This window comes from Nitratireductor sp. B36, assembly GCF_020833685.1.
In the GTDB taxonomy this organism is placed as follows: domain Bacteria; phylum Pseudomonadota; class Alphaproteobacteria; order Rhizobiales; family Rhizobiaceae; genus Nitratireductor.
This window is the reverse complement of sequence record NZ_JACKZY010000003.1, coordinates 593768-612737: the sequence shown is the minus strand read 5'-3', so window position 1 is coordinate 612737 and position 18970 is coordinate 593768. Positions and strand designations below refer to the sequence as shown.

Annotated in this window: 18 protein-coding genes; 6 read left to right on the top strand and 12 right to left on the bottom strand. The window is 62.2% G+C overall.

Going from position 1 to position 18970, the window contains the following annotated elements; genetic code table 11:
* Nucleotides 1-6: 6 nt before the first annotated feature.
* The 4 genes from arsB to H7H48_RS14685 all read right to left on the bottom strand — a co-directional run bounded on the left by arsB (nt 7) and on the right by H7H48_RS14685 (nt 3463).
* The gene (gene arsB / locus H7H48_RS14700) at nt 7-1086 is read right to left on the bottom strand and encodes an ACR3 family arsenite efflux transporter (RefSeq protein ID WP_229449793.1); all 1080 of its coding nucleotides are present in this window, start codon (nt 1084-1086) and stop codon (nt 7-9) included.
* Nucleotides 1083-1607 carry an arsenate reductase ArsC gene (locus H7H48_RS14695; protein ID WP_229449792.1) on the bottom strand — a complete coding sequence of 175 codons (525 nt, stop codon included), beginning with the start codon at nt 1605-1607 and terminating at the stop codon, nt 1083-1085. Before H7H48_RS14695 ends, arsB begins: the two co-directional genes overlap by 4 nt.
* Before the next feature lie 12 nt (nt 1608-1619).
* A complete protein-coding gene (locus H7H48_RS14690; RefSeq protein WP_229449791.1) occupies nt 1620-1952 on the bottom strand; it encodes a helix-turn-helix transcriptional regulator in 333 nt (110 codons plus the stop codon).
* 683 nt (nt 1953-2635) lie between these two features.
* Nucleotides 2636-3463 (bottom strand): ferredoxin--NADP reductase, encoded by an 828-nt coding sequence (locus H7H48_RS14685; RefSeq protein ID WP_229449790.1) that lies wholly within the window; start codon nt 3461-3463, stop codon nt 2636-2638.
* A gap of 195 nt (nt 3464-3658) precedes the next feature.
* Here H7H48_RS14685 and H7H48_RS14680 point away from each other — a divergent pair, with 195 nt between their 5' ends.
* A complete protein-coding gene (locus H7H48_RS14680; RefSeq protein ID WP_229449789.1) occupies nt 3659-5740 on the top strand; it encodes a hydantoinase/oxoprolinase family protein in 2082 nt (693 codons plus the stop codon).
* Complete coding sequence (locus tag H7H48_RS14675; RefSeq protein ID WP_229449788.1) at nt 5737-7488, top strand: hydantoinase B/oxoprolinase family protein; 1752 nt, start codon at nt 5737-5739, stop codon at nt 7486-7488. Before H7H48_RS14680 ends, H7H48_RS14675 begins: the two co-directional genes overlap by 4 nt.
* 157 nt (nt 7489-7645) lie before the next feature.
* On the opposite strand, the gene H7H48_RS14670 is transcribed toward H7H48_RS14675, so the two are convergent.
* From H7H48_RS14670 to H7H48_RS14655, 4 genes are all read right to left on the bottom strand, one after another.
* Nucleotides 7646-8563: an esterase-like activity of phytase family protein gene (locus tag H7H48_RS14670; RefSeq protein WP_229450091.1), complete on the bottom strand. Its 918-nt coding sequence runs from the start codon at nt 8561-8563 to the stop codon at nt 7646-7648.
* A gap of 358 nt (nt 8564-8921) precedes the next feature.
* Nucleotides 8922-10808: a cobaltochelatase subunit CobT gene (gene cobT, locus H7H48_RS14665; protein WP_229449787.1), complete on the bottom strand. Its 1887-nt coding sequence runs from the start codon at nt 10806-10808 to the stop codon at nt 8922-8924.
* A gap of 30 nt (nt 10809-10838) precedes the next feature.
* Entirely contained in the window at nt 10839-11825 is a 987-nt protein-coding gene (gene cobS, locus H7H48_RS14660) for a cobaltochelatase subunit CobS (RefSeq protein ID WP_229449786.1), read from the bottom strand.
* Nucleotides 11826-11951: 126 nt separating this feature from the next.
* Nucleotides 11952-12569: a J domain-containing protein gene (locus H7H48_RS14655; protein ID WP_229449785.1), complete on the bottom strand. Its 618-nt coding sequence runs from the start codon at nt 12567-12569 to the stop codon at nt 11952-11954.
* A gap of 145 nt (nt 12570-12714) precedes the next feature.
* On the opposite strand from H7H48_RS14655, the gene H7H48_RS14650 reads away from it, so the two are divergent.
* The gene (locus H7H48_RS14650; protein WP_229449784.1) at nt 12715-12996 is read left to right on the top strand and encodes a BolA family transcriptional regulator; all 282 of its coding nucleotides are present in this window, start codon (nt 12715-12717) and stop codon (nt 12994-12996) included.
* An 18-nt stretch (nt 12997-13014) separates the two neighbouring features.
* On the opposite strand, the gene H7H48_RS14645 is transcribed toward H7H48_RS14650, so the two are convergent.
* Genes H7H48_RS14645 through H7H48_RS14635 form a run of 3 tightly spaced genes read right to left on the bottom strand, consistent with a single transcriptional unit; the run spans nt 13015 to nt 16000 of the window.
* The gene (locus H7H48_RS14645; protein ID WP_229449783.1) at nt 13015-14280 is read right to left on the bottom strand and encodes an HlyC/CorC family transporter; all 1266 of its coding nucleotides are present in this window, start codon (nt 14278-14280) and stop codon (nt 13015-13017) included.
* Nucleotides 14277-15404, bottom strand: a complete 1128-nt coding sequence (aroB, locus tag H7H48_RS14640) for a 3-dehydroquinate synthase (RefSeq protein ID WP_229449782.1) — start codon at nt 15402-15404, stop codon at nt 14277-14279. Before aroB ends, H7H48_RS14645 begins: the two co-directional genes overlap by 4 nt.
* The gene (locus tag H7H48_RS14635; RefSeq protein ID WP_229449781.1) at nt 15401-16000 is read right to left on the bottom strand and encodes a shikimate kinase; all 600 of its coding nucleotides are present in this window, start codon (nt 15998-16000) and stop codon (nt 15401-15403) included. Before H7H48_RS14635 ends, aroB begins: the two co-directional genes overlap by 4 nt.
* A 149-nt stretch (nt 16001-16149) precedes the next feature.
* Here H7H48_RS14635 and H7H48_RS14630 point away from each other — a divergent pair, with 149 nt between their 5' ends.
* From H7H48_RS14630 to H7H48_RS14620, 3 genes are all read left to right on the top strand, one after another.
* Nucleotides 16150-16299, top strand: coding sequence for a histidine kinase (locus H7H48_RS14630; protein WP_223021831.1), 150 nt, complete (start codon nt 16150-16152; stop codon nt 16297-16299).
* A gap of 8 nt (nt 16300-16307) precedes the next feature.
* Nucleotides 16308-17234, top strand: a complete 927-nt coding sequence (gene xerD, locus H7H48_RS14625) for a site-specific tyrosine recombinase XerD (RefSeq protein ID WP_229450090.1) — start codon at nt 16308-16310, stop codon at nt 17232-17234.
* 100 nt (nt 17235-17334) lie between these two features.
* Nucleotides 17335-18285: an acetyl-CoA carboxylase carboxyltransferase subunit alpha gene (locus H7H48_RS14620; protein WP_229449780.1), complete on the top strand. Its 951-nt coding sequence runs from the start codon at nt 17335-17337 to the stop codon at nt 18283-18285.
* A 7-nt stretch (nt 18286-18292) separates the two neighbouring features.
* On the opposite strand, the gene H7H48_RS14615 is transcribed toward H7H48_RS14620, so the two are convergent.
* On the bottom strand, nt 18293-18940 hold the full coding sequence (locus H7H48_RS14615; RefSeq protein ID WP_229449779.1) for a PQQ-binding-like beta-propeller repeat protein: 648 nt from the start codon (nt 18938-18940) through the stop codon (nt 18293-18295).
* Nucleotides 18941-18970: the final 30 nt, after the last annotated feature.

Genomic DNA, 18970 nt, shown 5'->3' with positions numbered 1-18970 from the left:
TCTCGCTCAGCTCGTGGGAAACCAGTCTCGGGTGCGGTTGGCAAAGGCCACCAGCGACAGCATCACCGGCACCTCGACCAGAACGCCGACCACCGTGGCAAGGGCGGCACCGGAATTCAAGCCGAACAGGCTGATGGCGACGGCAACCGCAAGCTCGAAGAAGTTCGACGTACCGATAAGGGCGCAGGGCGCGGCGACATTGAACGGCACTTTCCAGATGCGGGCCGCGAAATAGGTCAGGAAGAAGATGCCATAGGACTGGATCAGGAGCGGCACCGCGATCAGCACGATCAGGATCGGCCGTTCGACGATGACATGCCCCTGGAAACCGAAGAGAAGCACCACCGTGACCAGAAGCCCGATAACGGAGACGGGTTTGAGCGATGCAGTGAAATCCGAAACCGCCTTCTGCGCCTGCGCACCCGAGGCGCGGCCAGTCAGCCATTTGCGGGTCAGGAACCCGGCGACGAGCGGGATGACCACATAGAGGCCGGTGGCCAGAAGCAGCGTCTCCCACGGCACGGCGATGTCTGTCACGCCGAGCAGCAGGGCGACGATGGGCGCGAAAGCGAAGATCATCACCACATCGTTGAGCGAGACCTGAACGAGCGTGTAGGTGGCATCGCCCCGGGTGAGCTGGCTCCACACGAAAACCATCGCCGTGCAGGGGGCAGCGCCCAGAAGGATGAGGCCGGCAATGTATTGCTGGGCATCGGCGGGCTCGATCCACGGCGCGAAAACATACTCGAAGAACAGGACGCCAAGGGCTGCCATGGTGAAGGGCTTGATGAGCCAGTTGACGGCGAGCGTCAGGACGAGCCCCTTGGGCCGGTCGCCGATATGGCTGAGGCTTGCGAAGTCGACATTGACCATCATCGGGAAAACCATGGCCCAGATGAGCACGGCGACGACCAGATTGACCGAGGCGTATTCGAGCGAGGCGAGGAAGCCGAACAGGCCGGGCATCAGATTGCCAAGAGCGATGCCGGCGATGATGCACAGCGCCACCCAGATGGAGAGGTATTTTTCGAAGAAGCCGATGCCGCCCGCAGGGGCCTCATCGCGGTTCAATATGTGGTCAGTCATGCAACATGTCCCTGTTCGGAAGGGGCCGGCGTGCGGCCAATGTCATCGAGACGGCGCTGCAGGGAAAGCCGGTCGAGCGAGGCGAGCGGCAGCGCCGTGAAAATGGAAATGCGGTTGTTGAGCATGCGATAGGTATCGGCGAAAGCGAGGTGCTTCTCGGCTTCTGTTCCGGTCACCGCTGCCGGGTCGGGCAGGCCCCAATGGGCCGTCATCGGCTGGCCGGGCCAGACCGGGCAGGCTTCCTGCGCAGCGCTGTCGCAAAGCGTGAAGACGAAATCGAGCTTCGGTGCATCCGGTGTTGCGAATTCGGCCCAGTCCTTCGAGCGGGCAAAGGCGATGTCGTGGTTCATGCGCTCGAGCAATTCCAGCGCGAATGGATGGACCGAACCCTTGGGCTGGGAGCCTGCTGAGTAAGCGTTGAAACGGCCCGCGCCAACCCGGTTCAGGGAAGCCTCTGCAAGGATGGAGCGGGCCGAATTCCCGGTGCAAAGAAAGAGCACGTTAAAGGTCTTGTCACTCATGGCATTCGTCTCCTAGCAATGACACGTCGCAGCCTCGATGGCGGGGCGGCAGAGATCCGGGTTTCCGTTGCAGCAATCTTCCATCAGGAAGGCGAGGAGATCGCGGAAGCCGGTCATGTCGGCTGAGTAGCGAATGATGCGCCCTTCCCGCTCGGCGCGGATCATGCCCGACTGTGCCAAAACCTTGAGATGCGCGGAGGCGGTGTTTTGCACGACACCCAGCCGCAGCGCGACCTCGCCCGCCGGCAGCCCCTCCGGCCCTGCCTTGACGAGCAGGCGGAACACATCGAGCCGGGTCTCCTGACCGAGCGCGGCGAGTGCATCTATGGCTTCGGTTTTCTGCATTATCGAAATATCCGGATTTATCGATGTATTAAAGTATTTTTTGCATGGTTGCGGAATGGCGTCAAGAGGGATTGAGAGGGGCTGGATGAAAGCCGGACCTCGCTCTTGAGCATTTTCCCAATGGGTCCCGGGTCAAGCCCGGGATGACGACCTCCTTCTCCCCGCCGGCGGGGAGAAGGTCCCGGCAGGGGGATGAGGGGCGGGCGGGGCCTTGCGGTCTTTTCCACCTCTGTCGGTATCTTTGCAGGTGACGGCGCTTGCCCCTCATCCTCACCTTCTCCCCGCATGCGGGGAGAAGGGGACGTTTGGTGCTGGCGTGCGTTCTGCTGAAGAGGGAGGAAGGAGTGAATAGGGAGTAGGGAACGCGCTTCAACGCCCTCGTCATCCTATGGCTTGACCATAGGATCCATGCCTTTGCGGTGGTGACGTCGTGCGGGTGAGAAAGATTGCGTGTCGCCTTTAGGGGCGGCGGTTTATCCCCGGTGTTCCGGCATGGATCCTTAGATCAGGTCCGAGGATGACGAAGGAGCGGGCTGGGGTGGCAGCCCTATCCGTTCGGCAGGTTCAGGAGGCGAAGGGGCAAAGATGTGGTGCGATCATGTGAAGAGCTTCATCCCGACCGGGCGAAGCGCCAACCGGACCGCATGGCAACGGGGCCGAGACGCCCTGCCCTGAACACAACCTCAGCCGACGAAAGCGCGCTCGACGACGAAATCGGCCGGCTCAGCGTTGGAGCCTTCCTTGAGGCCCGCCTTCTCCACCAGCGCCTTCACATCCTTGAGCATGGCCATGGAGCCGCAGATCATGACGCGGTCATTCTCGCGGTCGAATGGCTCGGTGCCGAGCTTCTGGAAGAGTTCGCCATTCTCTATCAGCGTCGTGATGCGGCCCATCACGGGCGAGGTTTCGCGCGTGGTGGAGGTGAAATGGGTCAGGCGCCCGTCGACCAGTTCGCCGATCAGCGGATCGTCCCTGAGAGCGGTCACCAGTTCCTTGCCGTAATCGAGCTCGGCGACGTCGCGGCAGGTGTGGGTGAGAATGATGTTGTCGAACTTCTCATAGGTCTCCGGATCGCGGATCAGGCTCGCGAAGGGCGCAATACCCGTGCCGGTGGAGATCATGTAGAGGTTTTTCGCCGGCGTCAGCGCATCGTTGACCAGCGTGCCGGTGGATTTCTGGCGCATGAGCACCGTGTCGCCGGGCTGGATCTTCTGCAGATGCTGGGTCAGCGGGCCGTCCGGCACCTTGATGGAGAAGAACTCCACTTCCTCGTCCCAGGCGGGGCTGGCGATGGAATAGGCGCGAAACACCGGTTTTTCCGCATTGGGCAGGCCGATCATCACGAACTCGCCTGAGCGGAAGCGGAAGCTTTGCGGCCGCGTGATGCGGAAGGCAAAGAGATTGTCCGTGTAGTGTTTCACCGATGTCACGCGCTCGGCAAAGCAGCCGGCGGGAATCGGGAATTCAGGGGTCTTTTCGGCGTCGTTCTCGCGGAGCGCAGCGCTGTCCATGAATACTGTCCTCGTTCGGTCGGAAGTCTCTAAGCCGGTTTCCGGTTCGGATGCAAATCCAAATCGCGGCACCAATGGCTGCTCTTGCCTGTCGAAATTATTAGTATACAAATGAATTTGACGTCAAGTTTCGTGCGTTCGACACCTATTTCATTTGGTGGGGTCAACAAAGGTTTCACATTCCGGATTTCACCCATGAATGAGAAAAAAGGCATCAATTCGGGTTCCGTGGTCGTTGGCATCGATGTGGGCGGCACCTTCACAGACCTGATCCTGATCGATTCCCGCGAAGGGCCAGACAGGGGCGTGCGGGTCGCCAAGACTCCGACCACCATCGAGAACCAGGCTTTTGGCGTGGTCAACGCGATACGCGAGACCGAGGTTCCGGCCTCCGAGATCGGCCTGATCGTGCATGGCACGACCACCACGACGAATGCGGTGCTTGAGCGGCAGCTTGCCAGAACAGGCATGATCACCACCGCCGGTTTCCGCGACATTATCGAGCTTGGGCGGCGCACACGGCCACAGGCCTATGGCATGACAGGAACCTTCACTCCGGTGGTGCCGCGCAATCTGCGGCTCGAGGTGGATGAGCGCATGGACGCCGCCGGAAACGTGCTCACACCGCTCGATGAGGATGGCGTGCGCGCGGCGGTGAAGGCGCTGCTCGATCAGGGTTGCGTTTCGCTGGTGATCCACTTCCTGCACGCCTATGCCAACCCGGCGCACGAAAAGCGCGCTGCCGAAATCGCCGCCGAACTCTGGCCCAACAATTACATCACCACCGGACATGCGCTGCTTTCCGAAGCGCGCGAGTTCGAGCGCGGCGTGACCGCCGCCGTCAACGCCTCGGTGCAGCCGATCCTGGAGCGCTACATCGCCCGGCTTTCGAACGAGTTGCAGGGCCTCGGCTATGCGCGCGACTTTCTGGTGATGAACGGAAATGGCGGCATGATCTCCGCCGCCCATGTGGCCCGTGAGGCCGCCAAGACGGTAATGTCCGGCCCAGCCTCCGGCGTGATGGCGGCAGCCTTTACCGCGCGGCGGGCGGGCGTCGACAACCTCATCACCTACGATATGGGCGGCACATCCACCGATGTGGCTCTGGTGCGCGGGGCGCGGCCTGCGGTCTCCAACGAGATCGAGGTGGAATATGCGATGCCGATACATGTGCCGATGGTGGATGTGCACACGGTGGGAGCCGGCGGCGGATCGATCGCGCGCGTCAACGATGCGGGACTTCTGGAAGTGGGGCCCCAGAGCGCGGGCGCAAAGCCCGGCCCGATCTGTTATGGCCGCGGCGGCATGGAGCCGACCATCTCCGATGCCAATCTCCTGCTTGGCCGGTTGAACTCGAAAAAACTTCTCTCCGTCGACAATCCGGTTTCCGTTTCCGATGTGGAGGCGATCTTTGCAAAAAGGCTTGGAAGCCGTCTCGGACTTTCCGGCGTGGAAGCGGCGGGTGCTGTGCTGCAGATCGCCAACATCAAGATGGCGGGCGCGATCCGCATGGTTTCGCTCGGCAAGGGGCACGATCCGCGCGACTTTGCGCTCTTCGCCTTTGGCGGCGCGGGACCGCTGCACGCGGCGGCCCTTGCCCGCGAGTTGGGCATTCCGCGCGTGATGGTGCCGGCGCGGCCCGGCATCACCAACGCGCTCGGCTGCGTGGTCGCGGATCTGCGGCACGATTTCGTGCGCACCGTGAATCGTCCCGTAGCGAGCCTCGACGTGGCGCTGGTCAAAAGCGTGCTTGAAGAGCAGCGTGTCGAGGGCGAGGCGCTGATCACGGAAGAGACGGTGCAGCCGGAGCGCATTGAGTGCGTGCACACGGCGGACATGCAGTTTGTCGGCCAGACGCATCTCATCAATGTGCCGCTGCCCGGCCCCGAGGTTGATCGCGATGCGCTGCAGGCGCTCTTCGAGGAGGCCTATTTCAAGCGCTTCAAGGTGCGGCTGCCGGAGATCCGCGCCAATCTCGTCAATCTCAACACCTCGGTGATCGGCGTGCGCGCGGATATCGACCTTGCCAGCCTGATCGACCCGGCGGGACGTGTGGCAACGCTGGCCGAAGCGCTGAACGAAAGACGACAGGTCTGGTTTGCCGGCGACTGGCACGACACACCGGTCTATGCCCGCGAAAAACTGCCGCTCGATGCGGTGATCGATGGGCCGGCGATCCTCGAACAGCTCGACACGACGACGGTGATCGAACCCGGCGACCAGGCGGCATCCGATGCCGATGGAAACATCATCATCACTGTGGGAGCGGGCCGATGACCGACACCTCTTCTCTCGACGCCATCACGCTTTCCGTTATTCAGGCGGCACTTCAGCAGGTGTGCGACGAGATGGACCTGACCTTCTCGCGCGCCGCGTTCTCGCCCGTCATCGCGGAAGCCAACGACCGTTCAGACGGCATCTACGCCGCCGAGGATGGCGCGCTGATTGCGCAGGGTTCGGCCGGTCTGCCGGTCTTTGTCGGCGTGATGCAATATTCCACGCGCACGCTCATCGAGCGCATTGCCAGCGGCGAGACCGCAGCGCCCGAACCCGGCGACATCTACATCGTCAACGACCCATATCTGGGCGGCACGCATCTCATGGATGTGCGCTTTGCGATGCCGGTCTGGCGCGATGGAAAAATCTTCTGCTGGCTTTCCAACACCGGCCACTGGCCCGATATTGGTGGTGCGGTTCCGGGCGGCTTTTCCGCCTCCGCCACGGCGGTGGAGCAGGAAGGGCTGCGCCTGCCGCCGGTGAAGCTTTTCAAAAAGGGCGAACTGGATCCTGAAATCTACGCCATCATCTGCTCCAATATCCGCGTTGCGGATCAACGCATCGGTGACATCCGCGCACAGGGCGCGGCTTTGGAAGTGGGTGCAGATCGGCTGGCGCAGGTGCTCGACCGCTATGGCGACGAGACGGTGCGCCACGCCATTGCCGAACTGCGCACCCGCGCGGCGACACAAATGCGCACGCTGATCGCGCCGATCCCCGACGGGGTTTATCGCGGCGAGGCTTTCGTGGATTCCGACGGCGTGGTGGACGAACCGCTGACCATCGCGCTTGCCATCGAAAAGAAGGGCGACACGCTGACCTTCGATTTCGAAGGATCGAGCCCGCCCTGCATGGGGCCGATGAACAGCGTGCTCGCCACAACGCTCTCCTCCGTCTATCTGGCGATGCGCCACATCTTCCCCGAAGTGCCGCTGAGCGCCGGCGCGTTTGAGCCGCTGATCATCAAGCGGCCGGAGGGCACGTTTCTCGACGCACGCTATCCGCGTCCCGTTTCAGGCTGCGCGGCGGAGGTGTCGCAGCGCATAGCGGAAGCCGTGTTCGCGGCCATGGTGAAGGCGCTACCGGAAAAGGTGACTGCAGCTCCTGCCGGCTCCAGCGGCAATTTCGCGCTTGGCGGGCATGACCCCGCGCGGGGTCGTGATTTCGTGATGTACCAGATCTCCGGCGGCGGCTATGGCGGCAATGCCGACCATGACGGGCTGACCAATGGGTGCTCCACCATCGGCATCTCGAAATCGCCTCCGGTGGAGGTGATGGAGCAGGCCTTTCCCGTGCTCTATCGGCGCTATGCGCTGCGCGAGGGCTCGGGCGGTGCCGGCGAGCATCGCGGCGGGTTCGGCCTTTCCTATGAGGTAGAGCTTCTGCGCGGCGACGCCCGCGCCTCCTTCGTGATGGATCACGGTCGCACCGGCCCGCAGGGCGTGCTCGGCGGCAGGGACGGCAGGGTGAACGAGGTGACGGTGTGGCGCGATGGAAAAGCCCATGTGCCACCGCATCTTTCCAAGGAACAGGATATTCCGCTGAAAGCCGGTGACCGGGTTTGTGTCGGCACGCCCGGTGGCGGCGGCTATGGCGATCCTCTGAAGCGCGCACCGGAAAAGGTTTTGCGCGATGTGGCGCTGGGTTATTACACGGCGGACGAGGCCGAAGCGCTGTTTGGCGTGGTGCTGAGCGCGGATGGTCAGGCGGTGGACGAAGCTGCCACGCAGGCGAAGCGCGGCGGTTGAGAGGGTTGAGCCAAGCGCCCTCGCCCTTCGACAAGCTCAGGATGAGGGCTACTTGAGCGTCGTCGCACGAAGCAACTGCTGAAACACGCCAGCATATCAACAGCCCTCATCCTGAGCTTGTCGAAGGGCGAGGGCGCTTGGCACCGAACCTCCCCACTCACTCGCCCAGCAGCCGAAACTCCAGATAGAGATTGCGCTGCAGCAGCGAGTGGTTGTCGTCGGACATGAGCGAGACCATGGTCGCGCCATCGGCGCGCTGCCAGACATCGAGCGCTTCCATATTGTCGATCTGGTGATCCATGCCGGCGGTGAAGAGCACCGGGCCGTCGGCCACCCTGCCCGGCGCGATGGTTGCACCGTCGATCCGGCGAATGCGCATGGCCACACCGCTGGCGAAGGTGAAGCGGCGCTCCAGCAGAAGCAGATCGCCATCGGGCAAAAACGCGCCATCGGTGATGTCGAAACCTTCGGAGCGCGCGACGGTGAAGACGCCCTTCATCGGCCCTTCGAGAATGGCGGCAAAGCAATTGCCATCCTCATCGATGCTGCGCTCGGCAACGACGACACGCGCCCCGTCCAGCCGCCCGCCCGGCGGCGCATAGGCGATGGTTTCGAAGCCGCGATTGCTGCGCAACTCCTCTCGCGGAACGAGATAGTCCAGATCGCGGATGGCAGATCCCATCGCATCGCGCTCGATCTCGAACTCGGCAATACGCTGAACGCGCTCGAAGCTCACCGTCGCCAGTTCGCCCCTGACGGCGATGCCTTCGGCATCCGTGGTCCACTTCTCGCGGGTGGAGTTGCCATCGCCATCCACCATGGGCTGCATGGAGAACTCCGCAAAGCCGGACGGACGCCCCTCGGCATCCCGGGTCACAGTCCCGAAAAACCAGAAACCCGTGTCGGAAACGCCGATGAACTCGGTGCCAGGCGAGGTGAAGCGAAAAGACGAAAACGCCCCGAAATGATCGACCGGCGAGGTCATGGACAGACCGCCGACAAACTCCAGCGGTCCGAAACGCGTGTCGTGAGAACCGACGGCAAAATGGCGAATGGGCACCGCATTGACCGCCATGGAAATGGCCGGTTCCTGGGCTGTGGCCGGTGCAGAGAGGGCAAAGACCAGAGCCACAAGGAAGAGGCGCAGGCTGTGCGGCAGCCCTTCGCCCCGCCCCCGTGGTTCGACAGGCTCACCATGAGGGCTGTGTGGGCGCTCACCATAAGGGCTGCGTAGGTGCGCGACATGAGGGCTGTGTAGGCGCGCTCCCTGTACTGTCATACCGAAAGATCGCACGAGCCGGACAGGAAGCAGGCGCCTAGAAGCAGACGGATTGGATGGCCGTGCGCCAGTCTGGGCGCACAAAGGACGATCGGCGCGCGTGATCGAGCATCGGAATGACCGAAAACCGGTCTCCGCGTTTCGGTCAGACGCTCTAGCCCGCACGCCGCATCGCGCCGCCGCCGCGGCGCGCGCCCTCTTCCTCGAAAAGCGAGGCAAGCTGCTCGGTCATGGCGCCGGCCAGTTCCTCGGCATCGACAATGGTGACGGCGCGGCGGTAGTAGCGCGTGACGTCATGGCCGATGCCGATGGCAAGAAGCTCGACCGGCGAGCGGGTCTCGATCAGGTCGATGACCCCGCGCAGATGCCGCTCCAGATAATTGCCGGGATTGACCGACAGGGTGGAATCGTCGACCGGCGCGCCATCGGAAATCATCATCATGATCTTGCGCTGCTCGGGCCGCGCCATCAGGCGCTGGTGCGCCCAAAGAAGCGCCTCGCCGTCGATGTTTTCCTTCAAAAGCCCTTCGCGCATCATCAGGCCGAGATTGCGCCGGGCGCGACGCCAGGGGGCATCGGCGCTCTTGTAGATGATGTGGCGCAGATCGTTCAGACGGCCGGGATTTGCGGGCTTGCCTTCCTTCAGCCATTTCTCGCGCGCCTGCCCGCCCTTCCACGCTCGCGTGGTGAAACCGAGGATCTCGACGCGCACGCCGCAGCGCTCCAGCGTGCGGGCAAGAATGTCGGCGCAGGTGGCCGCCACCGTGATCGGCCGGCCGCGCATGGAGCCAGAATTGTCGAGCACCAGCGTCACCACCGTGTCGCGGAAATTGGTGTCGCGCTCCTGCTTGAAGGAGAGCGGCTGCATGGGATCGATGACCAGCCGCACGAGCCGCGCCGTATCGAGCACGCCCTCTTCTAGATCGAAATCCCAGGAGCGGTTCTGCTGCGCCATCAGGCGGCGCTGCAGCCGGTTCGCCAGACGCCCGACCACGCCCTGCAGATTGGCAAGCTGCTTGTCGAGGAACGCGCGCAGGCGGTCGAGCTCCTCTTCGTCGCAAAGCTCTTCGGCACCGATGGTCTCGTCGAACTCGGTGGTGAAGACCTTGTAGTCGATGTCGCGGGCGGCCTGGTCGAACGGGCTGTCGGGACGGCGCGCCTCTCCGGGCGTTTCAGAATCCAGCTCATCGTCTTCAGAGACATCGTCGGCAGTGGTGTCGCCGGCTTCGCTCTCGCCCGTCTCGGTGTCCTCGCTCTCGCCGCTGGACTCCTCGCCCTCGCTCTCTTCGCCGCCGGAATCATCCTCTTCGCTCTGCTCGGCCTGTTCCTGCGCCTCGGGTGCGTCGCTGTCTTCCTCGCTTTCCTCGGTCTGCTCTTCCTCGGCAAGGTCCTCGCCAAGGTCGATGGAGGAGAGAAGATCGCGCACGGCACGGGCAAAGCCGTTCTGATCGTCGATCTGGCTCGCAAGCGCCTCAATGTCGGCCGCCGCCTTGTCCTCGACCCAGTCGCGCCAGAGCGCCACAAGCTTTTCGCCACTTTTCGGTGCGGGGCGGCCCGTCAGCTTCTCGCGCACCATCAGCGCGATGGCCTCCTCGAGCGGCGCATCGGCCCTTTCGGTCACGTCGGCGAGGTTGGCGCGCTCATATTTGTCCTGCAGCATGGCGGCGATGTTGTCGCCCATGCCCTGCATGGCGCGCGAACCGATGGCCTCGACGCGCGCCTGCTCGACGGCGTCATAAATGGCGCGTGCCTCATTGCCTTCCGGCGCAAGGCGGCGATGCAGGTCGATGTCGTGGCAGGCACGGCGCAGCGCCATGGAATCGCCGATGCCGCGCGTGACCGTCAGCGCCTCTGCGGTCGCCCGCTTGGGCAAGTCCGGAAGACGCGCGCGGCTGCCCGTGAGCGACGGCTTGTCCTTGGAAAAGGAGACCTCAAGCTCGTGATCGCCGGCCACCGCGCGCATGCAGGCGGTGGTGGCCCGCTTGAACGGGTCGAGCGGCGCTTCGGCGGGCTGTCCGGGCTTTCGGTTGGTCTGGCTCACGGGTCGTCTTTTCTCGGCCTTGGCGCGACGTTAGCTCAACGCGACGTTGGCAGCCGATTCCGGCAGTTCCTCGCCGAAGGCGCGCTGGTAGAACTCGGCGACCAGCGCCCGCTCCAGCTCGTCGCATTTGTTGAGGAAGGTGAGGCGGAAAGCGAAACCGACATCGCCGAAGATCTCGGCATTTTCGGCCCACATGATCACCGTGCGCGGGCTCATGACCGTCGACAGGTCGCCATTCATGAAGGCCGAGCGCGTCAAATCGGCAACGCGCACCATGCGCGAGATCGTCTCGCGGCCCTTCTCGTTCTGGAAGTGCTTGTTCTTGGCCTGAACGATGGCGACTTCGTCGTCATGCGGCAGATAGTTGAGCGTGGTCACGATGGACCAGCGGTCCATCTGCGCCTGGTTGATCTGCTGTGTGCCGTGGTAGAGCCCGGTCGTGTCGCCCAGGCCAACCGTGTTGGCGGTGGCGAAAATGCGGAAGGCGGGATGCGGGCGGATGACACGGCTCTGGTCGAGCAGGGTCAGGCGGCCCGACGATTCCAGAACGCGCTGGATGACGAACATCACGTCGGGACGGCCGGCGTCGTACTCGTCGAAGACCAGCGCGACATTGTGCTGGTAGGCCCAGGGCAGGATGCCGTCCTTGAACTCGGTGACCTGCTTGCCTTCCTTGACCACGATGGCGTCCTTGCCGACGAGGTCGATACGGCTGACATGGCTGTCGAGATTGATGCGAACGCAGGGCCAGTTGAGACGGGCGGCCACCTGCTCGATATGGGTGGACTTGCCGGTGCCGTGATAGCCGGACACCATGACCCGGCGATTGTGCGCAAAGCCTGCCAGAATGGCGAGCGTCGTCTGCTTGTCGAACAGATAGTCCGGATCGACGTCAGGCACGTGGGAATCGGCTACTGAATAGGCTGGCACGACCATGTCGGACTCGAAGCCGAACGTGTCTTTCACCGAAACGGTCGTATCGGGCAAATTGGCGATATCGCGGTCAATCTTGTTCATCATGCCTCCAGCGGCCAGGCCCTCGCCTGCATCGCTTGAACGTTTTGTTTTTCCGGGACGTCTCATCGGACATCGTTTGACGCGTCTTACCAGACATCGTTCGAGGCGTCTTATCAGACGCGCGCTTTAACAGAAACCCGCCTGTTTCAACAGACGATATGCTTCAAGCACGCTTCTAAGCCGGTCTTCGGACCCCCGGTCGCCACCATTCGCATCGGGATGGTGTTGCTTCACAAGGTTCTTATACCGCGACTTGATCTCTTCGCTAGTGGCTTGTGCACCCAGGCCCAGTGTTTCAAGCGCCTTGGCCTCAAGCGGTTTGAGACGTTTTGCACGCGGCTTGCGCTCCGCCTGCTTGTCGCCGAACAGATTGAATGGATCGCCCATTCGATTGTGATAGGCCGCACGGCCCGAGCGATAGGTCGAGAAATCGGCCGCAGCACGCGTCTCGCTGCTCCCGCCCATCTTCCAGGTGGGGCGATGACCGGTCAGCGCCTCCTTCTGGTAGCGCGCGACCTCGGTGTCGCTGAGACCAGAGAAATAGTTGTAACCCTTGTTGTATTGCCGCGCGTGATCGACGCAGAAGCGAAAATACTGCCCCTCCGCGTGACGCCCTACTGGCGCGCGATGCATGCCAGGCTCATCGCAGCCATCCCACTGGCAGCGGGGCGCGCGCGATTTTGCCTCCGCCTGAGGATCGGGTCGAATTCGAATTTTCTCGAAATATTTCGAGTAGGGTTTCATATCGGACTGTGTGTCACCAAATCAGTGTGGAAGTATGGCCGCTCAGCGCAGGGATACAAGAATTGACTTTTGGTCAAAGTTCGACCTAGCGCATGAATCGAACGTGAATTTGGGGATGCACCCCATATGGTGTGAGGAGACGGAATTGTCCATCCAGTCAACAATAGAAAGCAAGCTGACCAGTGCATTTTCTCCAGAGAGGCTTGCAGTCATCAACGAAAGCCACCTGCATGCGGGTCATCAGGAGCATTTCGACGGAACGGGCGAGACGCATTTTCGTGTGCGTATCGTTTCAGAAGCCTTTGCCGGGATGAGCCGCGTGGAACGGCACCGCGCAGTCAATGAACTGCTTGCCGAAGAGCTCAGGGACCCCGTGCACGCACTCGCGATCGAACCGGCAGCGCCGGGCGAGCCGACGCGCTGGTGATTCAGCGAAGACAGGGGCTCAGGCGAGCGGCCTGATCCGAAGCTTCGTGATGCGGTTCTTGTCGCGTTTCATGACGATGAAGCGCTTGCCGAAGAAGGTGAAAGCCTGTTTTTCCTCGGGGATCGTCTGGGTCTCATGGATAACGAGACCGGCGATGGTCGTCGCTTCCTCATCTGGCAGGTTCCAATCGAGCGCGCGGTTCAGGTCACGAATCGGCACCGAGCCCTCCACCACGATGGAGCCATCGGCCTCCTGCTTGACGCCCTGCACTTCCACATCGTGCTCATCGGCAATGTCGCCGACGATCTCCTCGATGATGTCTTCGAGCGTGACCAGGCCTTCCACCTCACCGTATTCATCCACGACGATGGCGATGTGGGCCTTGCGGCGCAGGAAGGCGTTGAGCTGGTCCTGAAGCGTGGTCGTGTCGGGCACGAACCATGGCTTCGACGCCACCTTGGCGATATCGATCTTGGTGTAGTCGTTCTGCACATCGCCAAGTGCGCGCAGAAGGTCCTTGGCGTGGACAACGCCGACAATATTTTCTGTCGACCCCTTCCAGATCGGAATGCGGGTATAGGGGCTGCGCAGGATTTCGTGCACCACGACCTCCGGAGCCTCGTCCGCGTTGACCGAACGCATGTTGGTGCGGTGGATCATGACATCCGAGACCTCCAGCTCATGCAGGTCGAGCAGTCCACCGACACGGTCGCGGTCCTGTTTCACCACCGCACCCTCACGGTGAAGCACCTCGACAGTGCCGCGCAGTTCCTCATGGGCGGACAGCATCGATTCACGGCTTTGCAGATCGACGCCGAAAATCGACAGCAGAAGTCGCACAATGCCGTTGGCAAGCGACGAGAGAAAGCCGAACAAAAGCACCACGATGCGGGCGAAAGGCGACACGGTAAGCGCGAACATCTCGGGCTTTGCGAGCGCCCATGACTTCGGCAGGATCTCGGCAAAAATGACCAGAAGCACTGTCATGATGACGGTGGCATAAAGCACACCGGCGTCTCCGAAGAGCTTCAGGAACAGGCTGGTCGTAAGCGCCGAGGCAAGAATGTTGACCAGATTGTTGCCTATCAGCAGCGCGCCCACGAGCCGGTCTCGCCGCTGGATCAGGCGATCGACCAGGCCGGCGCGCGCATCGCCATTTGCTTCCATCGTATGAAGCCTGGCGCGCGAAACGGCGGTCATGCCGGTCTCGGTTCCCGAAAAGAGAAATGAGAGCGCGATCAGGCCTAAAATGATGCCACCGGTGATCCACATCTCGGGTGTCATTGCGAAAGAGCTCCCTCAAGAAAGGATAAAACCTCGCTTGCCGGCACATCCTTCGCCACGAAGGACTGACCGACACCGCGGGTGAGAATGAAGGTGAGCGCACCGCGCGACACCTTCTTGTCCTGCGCGATATAGGACAAAAGCTGTTCGGCACCAGGCAGGCCGCCAGGTACGTCGGACAGCCGTGTGGGCAGACCGACAGCGGCGAGATGCGCTTCAACGCGCTCGGCATCATCCACACTTGCCAGATTGAGGCGCGCGGAAAAGCGATGCGCCAGCGCCATGCCGATGGCCACGCCTTCGCCATGCACAAGCCGCGCACTGTCGTAGCCCGTCGCTGCCTCCAACGCGTGGCCGAATGTGTGGCCGAGATTGAGCAGCGCCCGATCGCCTTTTTCGAGTTCGTCGCGGGCCACCACATCGGCCTTGGCCTGACAGGACTGCGCGATCGCCTCAACCCGCTCGGGACCGCCCGCAAAAACCGCCTGCCAGTTTTTCTCCAGCCAGCCAAAGAACTCCGGTCGGTCGATCAGACCGTATTTGGCAACCTCGGCATAGCCTGCCCGGAACTCGCGCGGCGAAAGCGTGTCGAGCACGGCCGTATCGGCGATGACGAGCTGCGGCTGGTGGAAAACGCCGACCAGGTTTTTTCCATGAGCCGTGTTGATGCCGGTCTTTCCGCCGACGGAAGAATCCACCTGGGCGAGCAGCGATGTGGGCGCCTGAACGAAGTGCATGCCGCGCCGCACGATGCCTGAGGCGAAGCCCGCCAGATCGCCCACCACGCCCCCGCCAAGCGGGATCACGATATCGCCGCGCTCAAGCCGCGCATCGAGAATGCCGGCTACCACCTCTTCGAGCGTCGCGAAGCTCTTCGAGCGCTCGCCGGGGGCAACTGTGATCGCAGCGGCATCCACACCGGCGGCAGCGAGGCTCTGCTGAAGGGTGGCCAGATGACTTTGCGCGACATTGGTGTCCGTGACGATCGCTGCGCGCGCACCAGGAAGGCGGGCGGCAATTTCCGCGCCCGCCTGATTCAGCAAGCCCGGTCCAATCAGGATGTCATAGGAGCGCGCACCAAGTGAGACATGCACCTTGGCGGGCGCAGCATTCACATCACTCATGATCGGGTGTCCTTCCGGCCTTCGTCCTGCAGATAGGCATCGAGGGCAGCAATGACCTCGGCCACGATGACTTCCTTGGGCTCGTTACGCGAATGAACCACGATATTTGCCTCGGCATACAGCGGGTAGCGTTCATCCATGAGATTGCGCATGACCCCTTCAGGGTCGTCATTGTTCAACAGGGGGCGGTTGGAACGGCGCCCCACACGTTCCATCAGAGTCGGCAGGTCGGCTTTCAGCCAGACCGAGACACCCCGGCGCGCGACGGCCCGGCGCGTTTGAGCGTTCATAAACGCCCCGCCGCCGGTGGAGACAACACGGGGTCCACTCTTCAGCAGGCGAGCAATCACCCGGCGCTCCAGCGAACGAAACTCGGCTTCACCATAGGCCGCGAACAGATCCGGCACCGTCATGCGTGAGACCGTCTCGATCTCGTGATCACTGTCGATGAACGGCAATTTCAGCACGTCGGCCACACGCCGGCCAATCACCGTCTTGCCTGCGCCCATCAGGCCGACGAAGACCAGCGACCGCCTGCCCAGGCGGCGAGCAAGATTTTCTGTATCTGGAATGGATAGATTTTCGGTGACTGTCATTCTCGCGCCTCTGCCTGCCGGTTTCGACACAAAAGCCATGATCCGTCAAGCGCTTGACTGTCGTGCACCCCACATACTTGCTTGCAAAGGCGGAAGCGGCATCCCATAAACAGCCTGGGTAGGGGAAGATAGAACGGGGCACTGAAGGCATGCCGACGCTTTTTCGGCTATTGATGATCATCGCGGTCCTTGCCGGGCTTGTATATGGTGCCATGGTTGCCCTCGTGACCTTCGTGGAACCGCAAACCGGCGAGATGAGCGTGCGGATCCCGGCAGAAAAATTGAATCCATCGCAATGACTTCGCGGATCGGCAGCGGCGCGCGGATCGAGGCCTTTCTGGAAATGATGGCAGCCGAACGCGGCGCCAGCGACAACACGCTTGCCTCCTACCGTCGTGACCTGGAGGACGCCGCCCTGCACCTCGCCGCAAATGGGAAAACGCTGCAGGATGCCGGCGCAGACGATCTGCGCGACTTCCTCACCGCCCTCTCCGCTCAGGGTTTTGCGGCAACGAGCCAGACCCGCAAGCTCTCCGCCCTCAGGCAGTTTTTCCAGTTTCTCTATGCCGAAGGCCTGCGCGGCGATGACCCGACAGGCGTGCTCGACAGCCCTAAAAAGGGCCGCGGCCTGCCGAAGACGCTGAGCGAGGAAGAGACGGGCAACCTCCTTGAAAGGGCCGAGACGGAGGCTCGCGTGGCTACTCCGCATACGCCCGAACACATCGCCGCAGTGAGGCTTCACGCGCTGCTTGAGGTGCTTTATGCCTCGGGCCTGCGCGTTTCAGAACTGGTGAGCCTGCCGGTAACGGTTGCGCTGCGGGATGAGCGTTTCTTTGCTGTGCGCGGCAAGGGCGGCAAGGAGCGCATTGTACCGCTCTCCGGCAAGGCGCGCGCGGCCATGCAGACTTGGCTCGCCGTGCGGAAGGCAAACCCCTCCTGGGCCGAGAGCACCTGGCTCTTTCCTGCGAATTCGGAAAGCGGTCACTTGCCAAGGCAGGTCTTCGCTCGGGAGCTGAAGGCGGTCGCGGCGCGGGCGGGCATCGACACGGCAAAAATCTCGCCGCATGTGCTGCGCCACGCCTTTGCAAGCCATCTTCTGCAAAATGGGGCGGACCTGCGCGCCGTGCAGGAACTGCTGGGGCATTCGGACATATCCACGACGCAAATCTACACGCATGTGCTTGAAAAACGCCTTGCCGAGCTGGTTCAAAAGCACCATCCGCTTGCCGATTAGCTTCATGAACGTTATGTGGAGCGTCACATTACCGGCGGCAGGCCGTGTTCAACCCAGAGATGCCTCTATCGCAGTGTCTCGTGTTCGATTTGGCGAGTGAATGTACAACTATCTCGATTTTGAAAAGCCCGTTGCCGATCTCGAAGGCCAGATCCTTGAACTGAAAAAGCTCGCCGAAAGCGGCGAAGCGGTGGACGTCGCCGATGAGATCGCACGCCTTGAGAAGCGCTCCAAGGATGCACTGGTAGAAATCTACCGGTCTCTGACGCCCTGGCAGAAGGCACAGGTGGCCCGCCATCCCGACCGTCCGCACTGCCTTGATTATGTACGCGGCCTCTTTACCGATTTCACACCGCTTGCCGGCGACCGCGCTTTTGGCGAAGACAACGCAGTGATTGCCGGCTTTGCACGCTTCAATGGCGAATCCGTTGCGGTGATCGGCCAGGAAAAGGGCAATGACACGCAGAGCCGGCTGAAGCACAATTTCGGCATGGCCCGGCCTGAAGGCTATCGCAAGGCCGTGCGTGTCATGGACCTGGCGGACCGTTTTGGCATTCCATTGATCAGCATTGTCGACACGACAGGTGCCTATCCCGGCATCGGCGCTGAAGAGCGCGGACAGGCCGAAGCCATTGCCCAATCAACGTCGAAATGCCTTGGTCTGAAAGTTCCGAATATCGCTGTTATTATCGGCGAAGGTGGTTCGGGCGGCGCCATTGCCATCGCCACGGCCAACCAGGTCTACATGCTGGAGCACGCCATCTATTCGGTGATTTCGCCGGAGGGCGCTGCCTCCATTCTGTGGCGCGACTCTGCCCGGGCGAAGGATGCAGCGACCAACATGAAGATCACCGCGCAAGACCTTATGGGTCTCAAGGTGATCGACGGCATCATCCCCGAGCCGATCGGGGGCGCGCACAGGGCACCAGACAAGGTGATCGCGGCAGCCGGCGAGCAGATCGCGAAGGGATTTGCCGAGATGGCCGAGGGCAAGATGGACTATCGCGAGCATCGCCGCGAGAAATTCCTTGCCATCGGCCGGACTTTATAGGCCTCAATCAGGCGGCGGAAGCACGCTGCGGTCTGCGCACCACGCGAATGGTACCGCTGTTTCCGCCACCGCAGAAAAAGCGGTCGCCGCCGTCGGACTCAAGACCTGATATGCCCATCCCGGGCGGCATATCCAGTTGGGTCAGCACCGCCCCGTTTTCGGGGTCGATGCGCCGCAGTTCATTTTCGTCGCCTTCCCACGTGCCGTGCCACAGCTCTCCATCCACCCAGGTAACACCTGTGACGAAGCGGTTGGATTCGATGGTGCGCAGGATCGCTCCCGTCTCCGGGTCGATCTTGTGGATTTTCCGATCACGGAACTGCCCGACCCAAAGTGCGCCGTCGGCCCAGGCCAGACCGGAGCTGCCTCCGTCCTGTGGTGCAGGAATGCTGGCCAGCACCGAGCCGGTTTTCGGATCAATCTTCTGGATCCGGTCTTCCGCGATCTGAAACATGTGCGTGCCGTCGAAAGCCGTGCCCGCCATTGCCGTCATCTCGATCGAGCGAACGATCTTGCCTGTTCCGGGATCGACGGCGTTCAACCTGTCTCCCGAAGCAAACCACACATTCTGTCCGTCATGGGTGACGCCGTGAACGGCCTCTACGTCCGGGAAGGGGCCGAGTTCCTGGATGATGTCTGCTTTTGATCTGGTCATGATCCATTTCCTTTCCGATTGATCATGGAC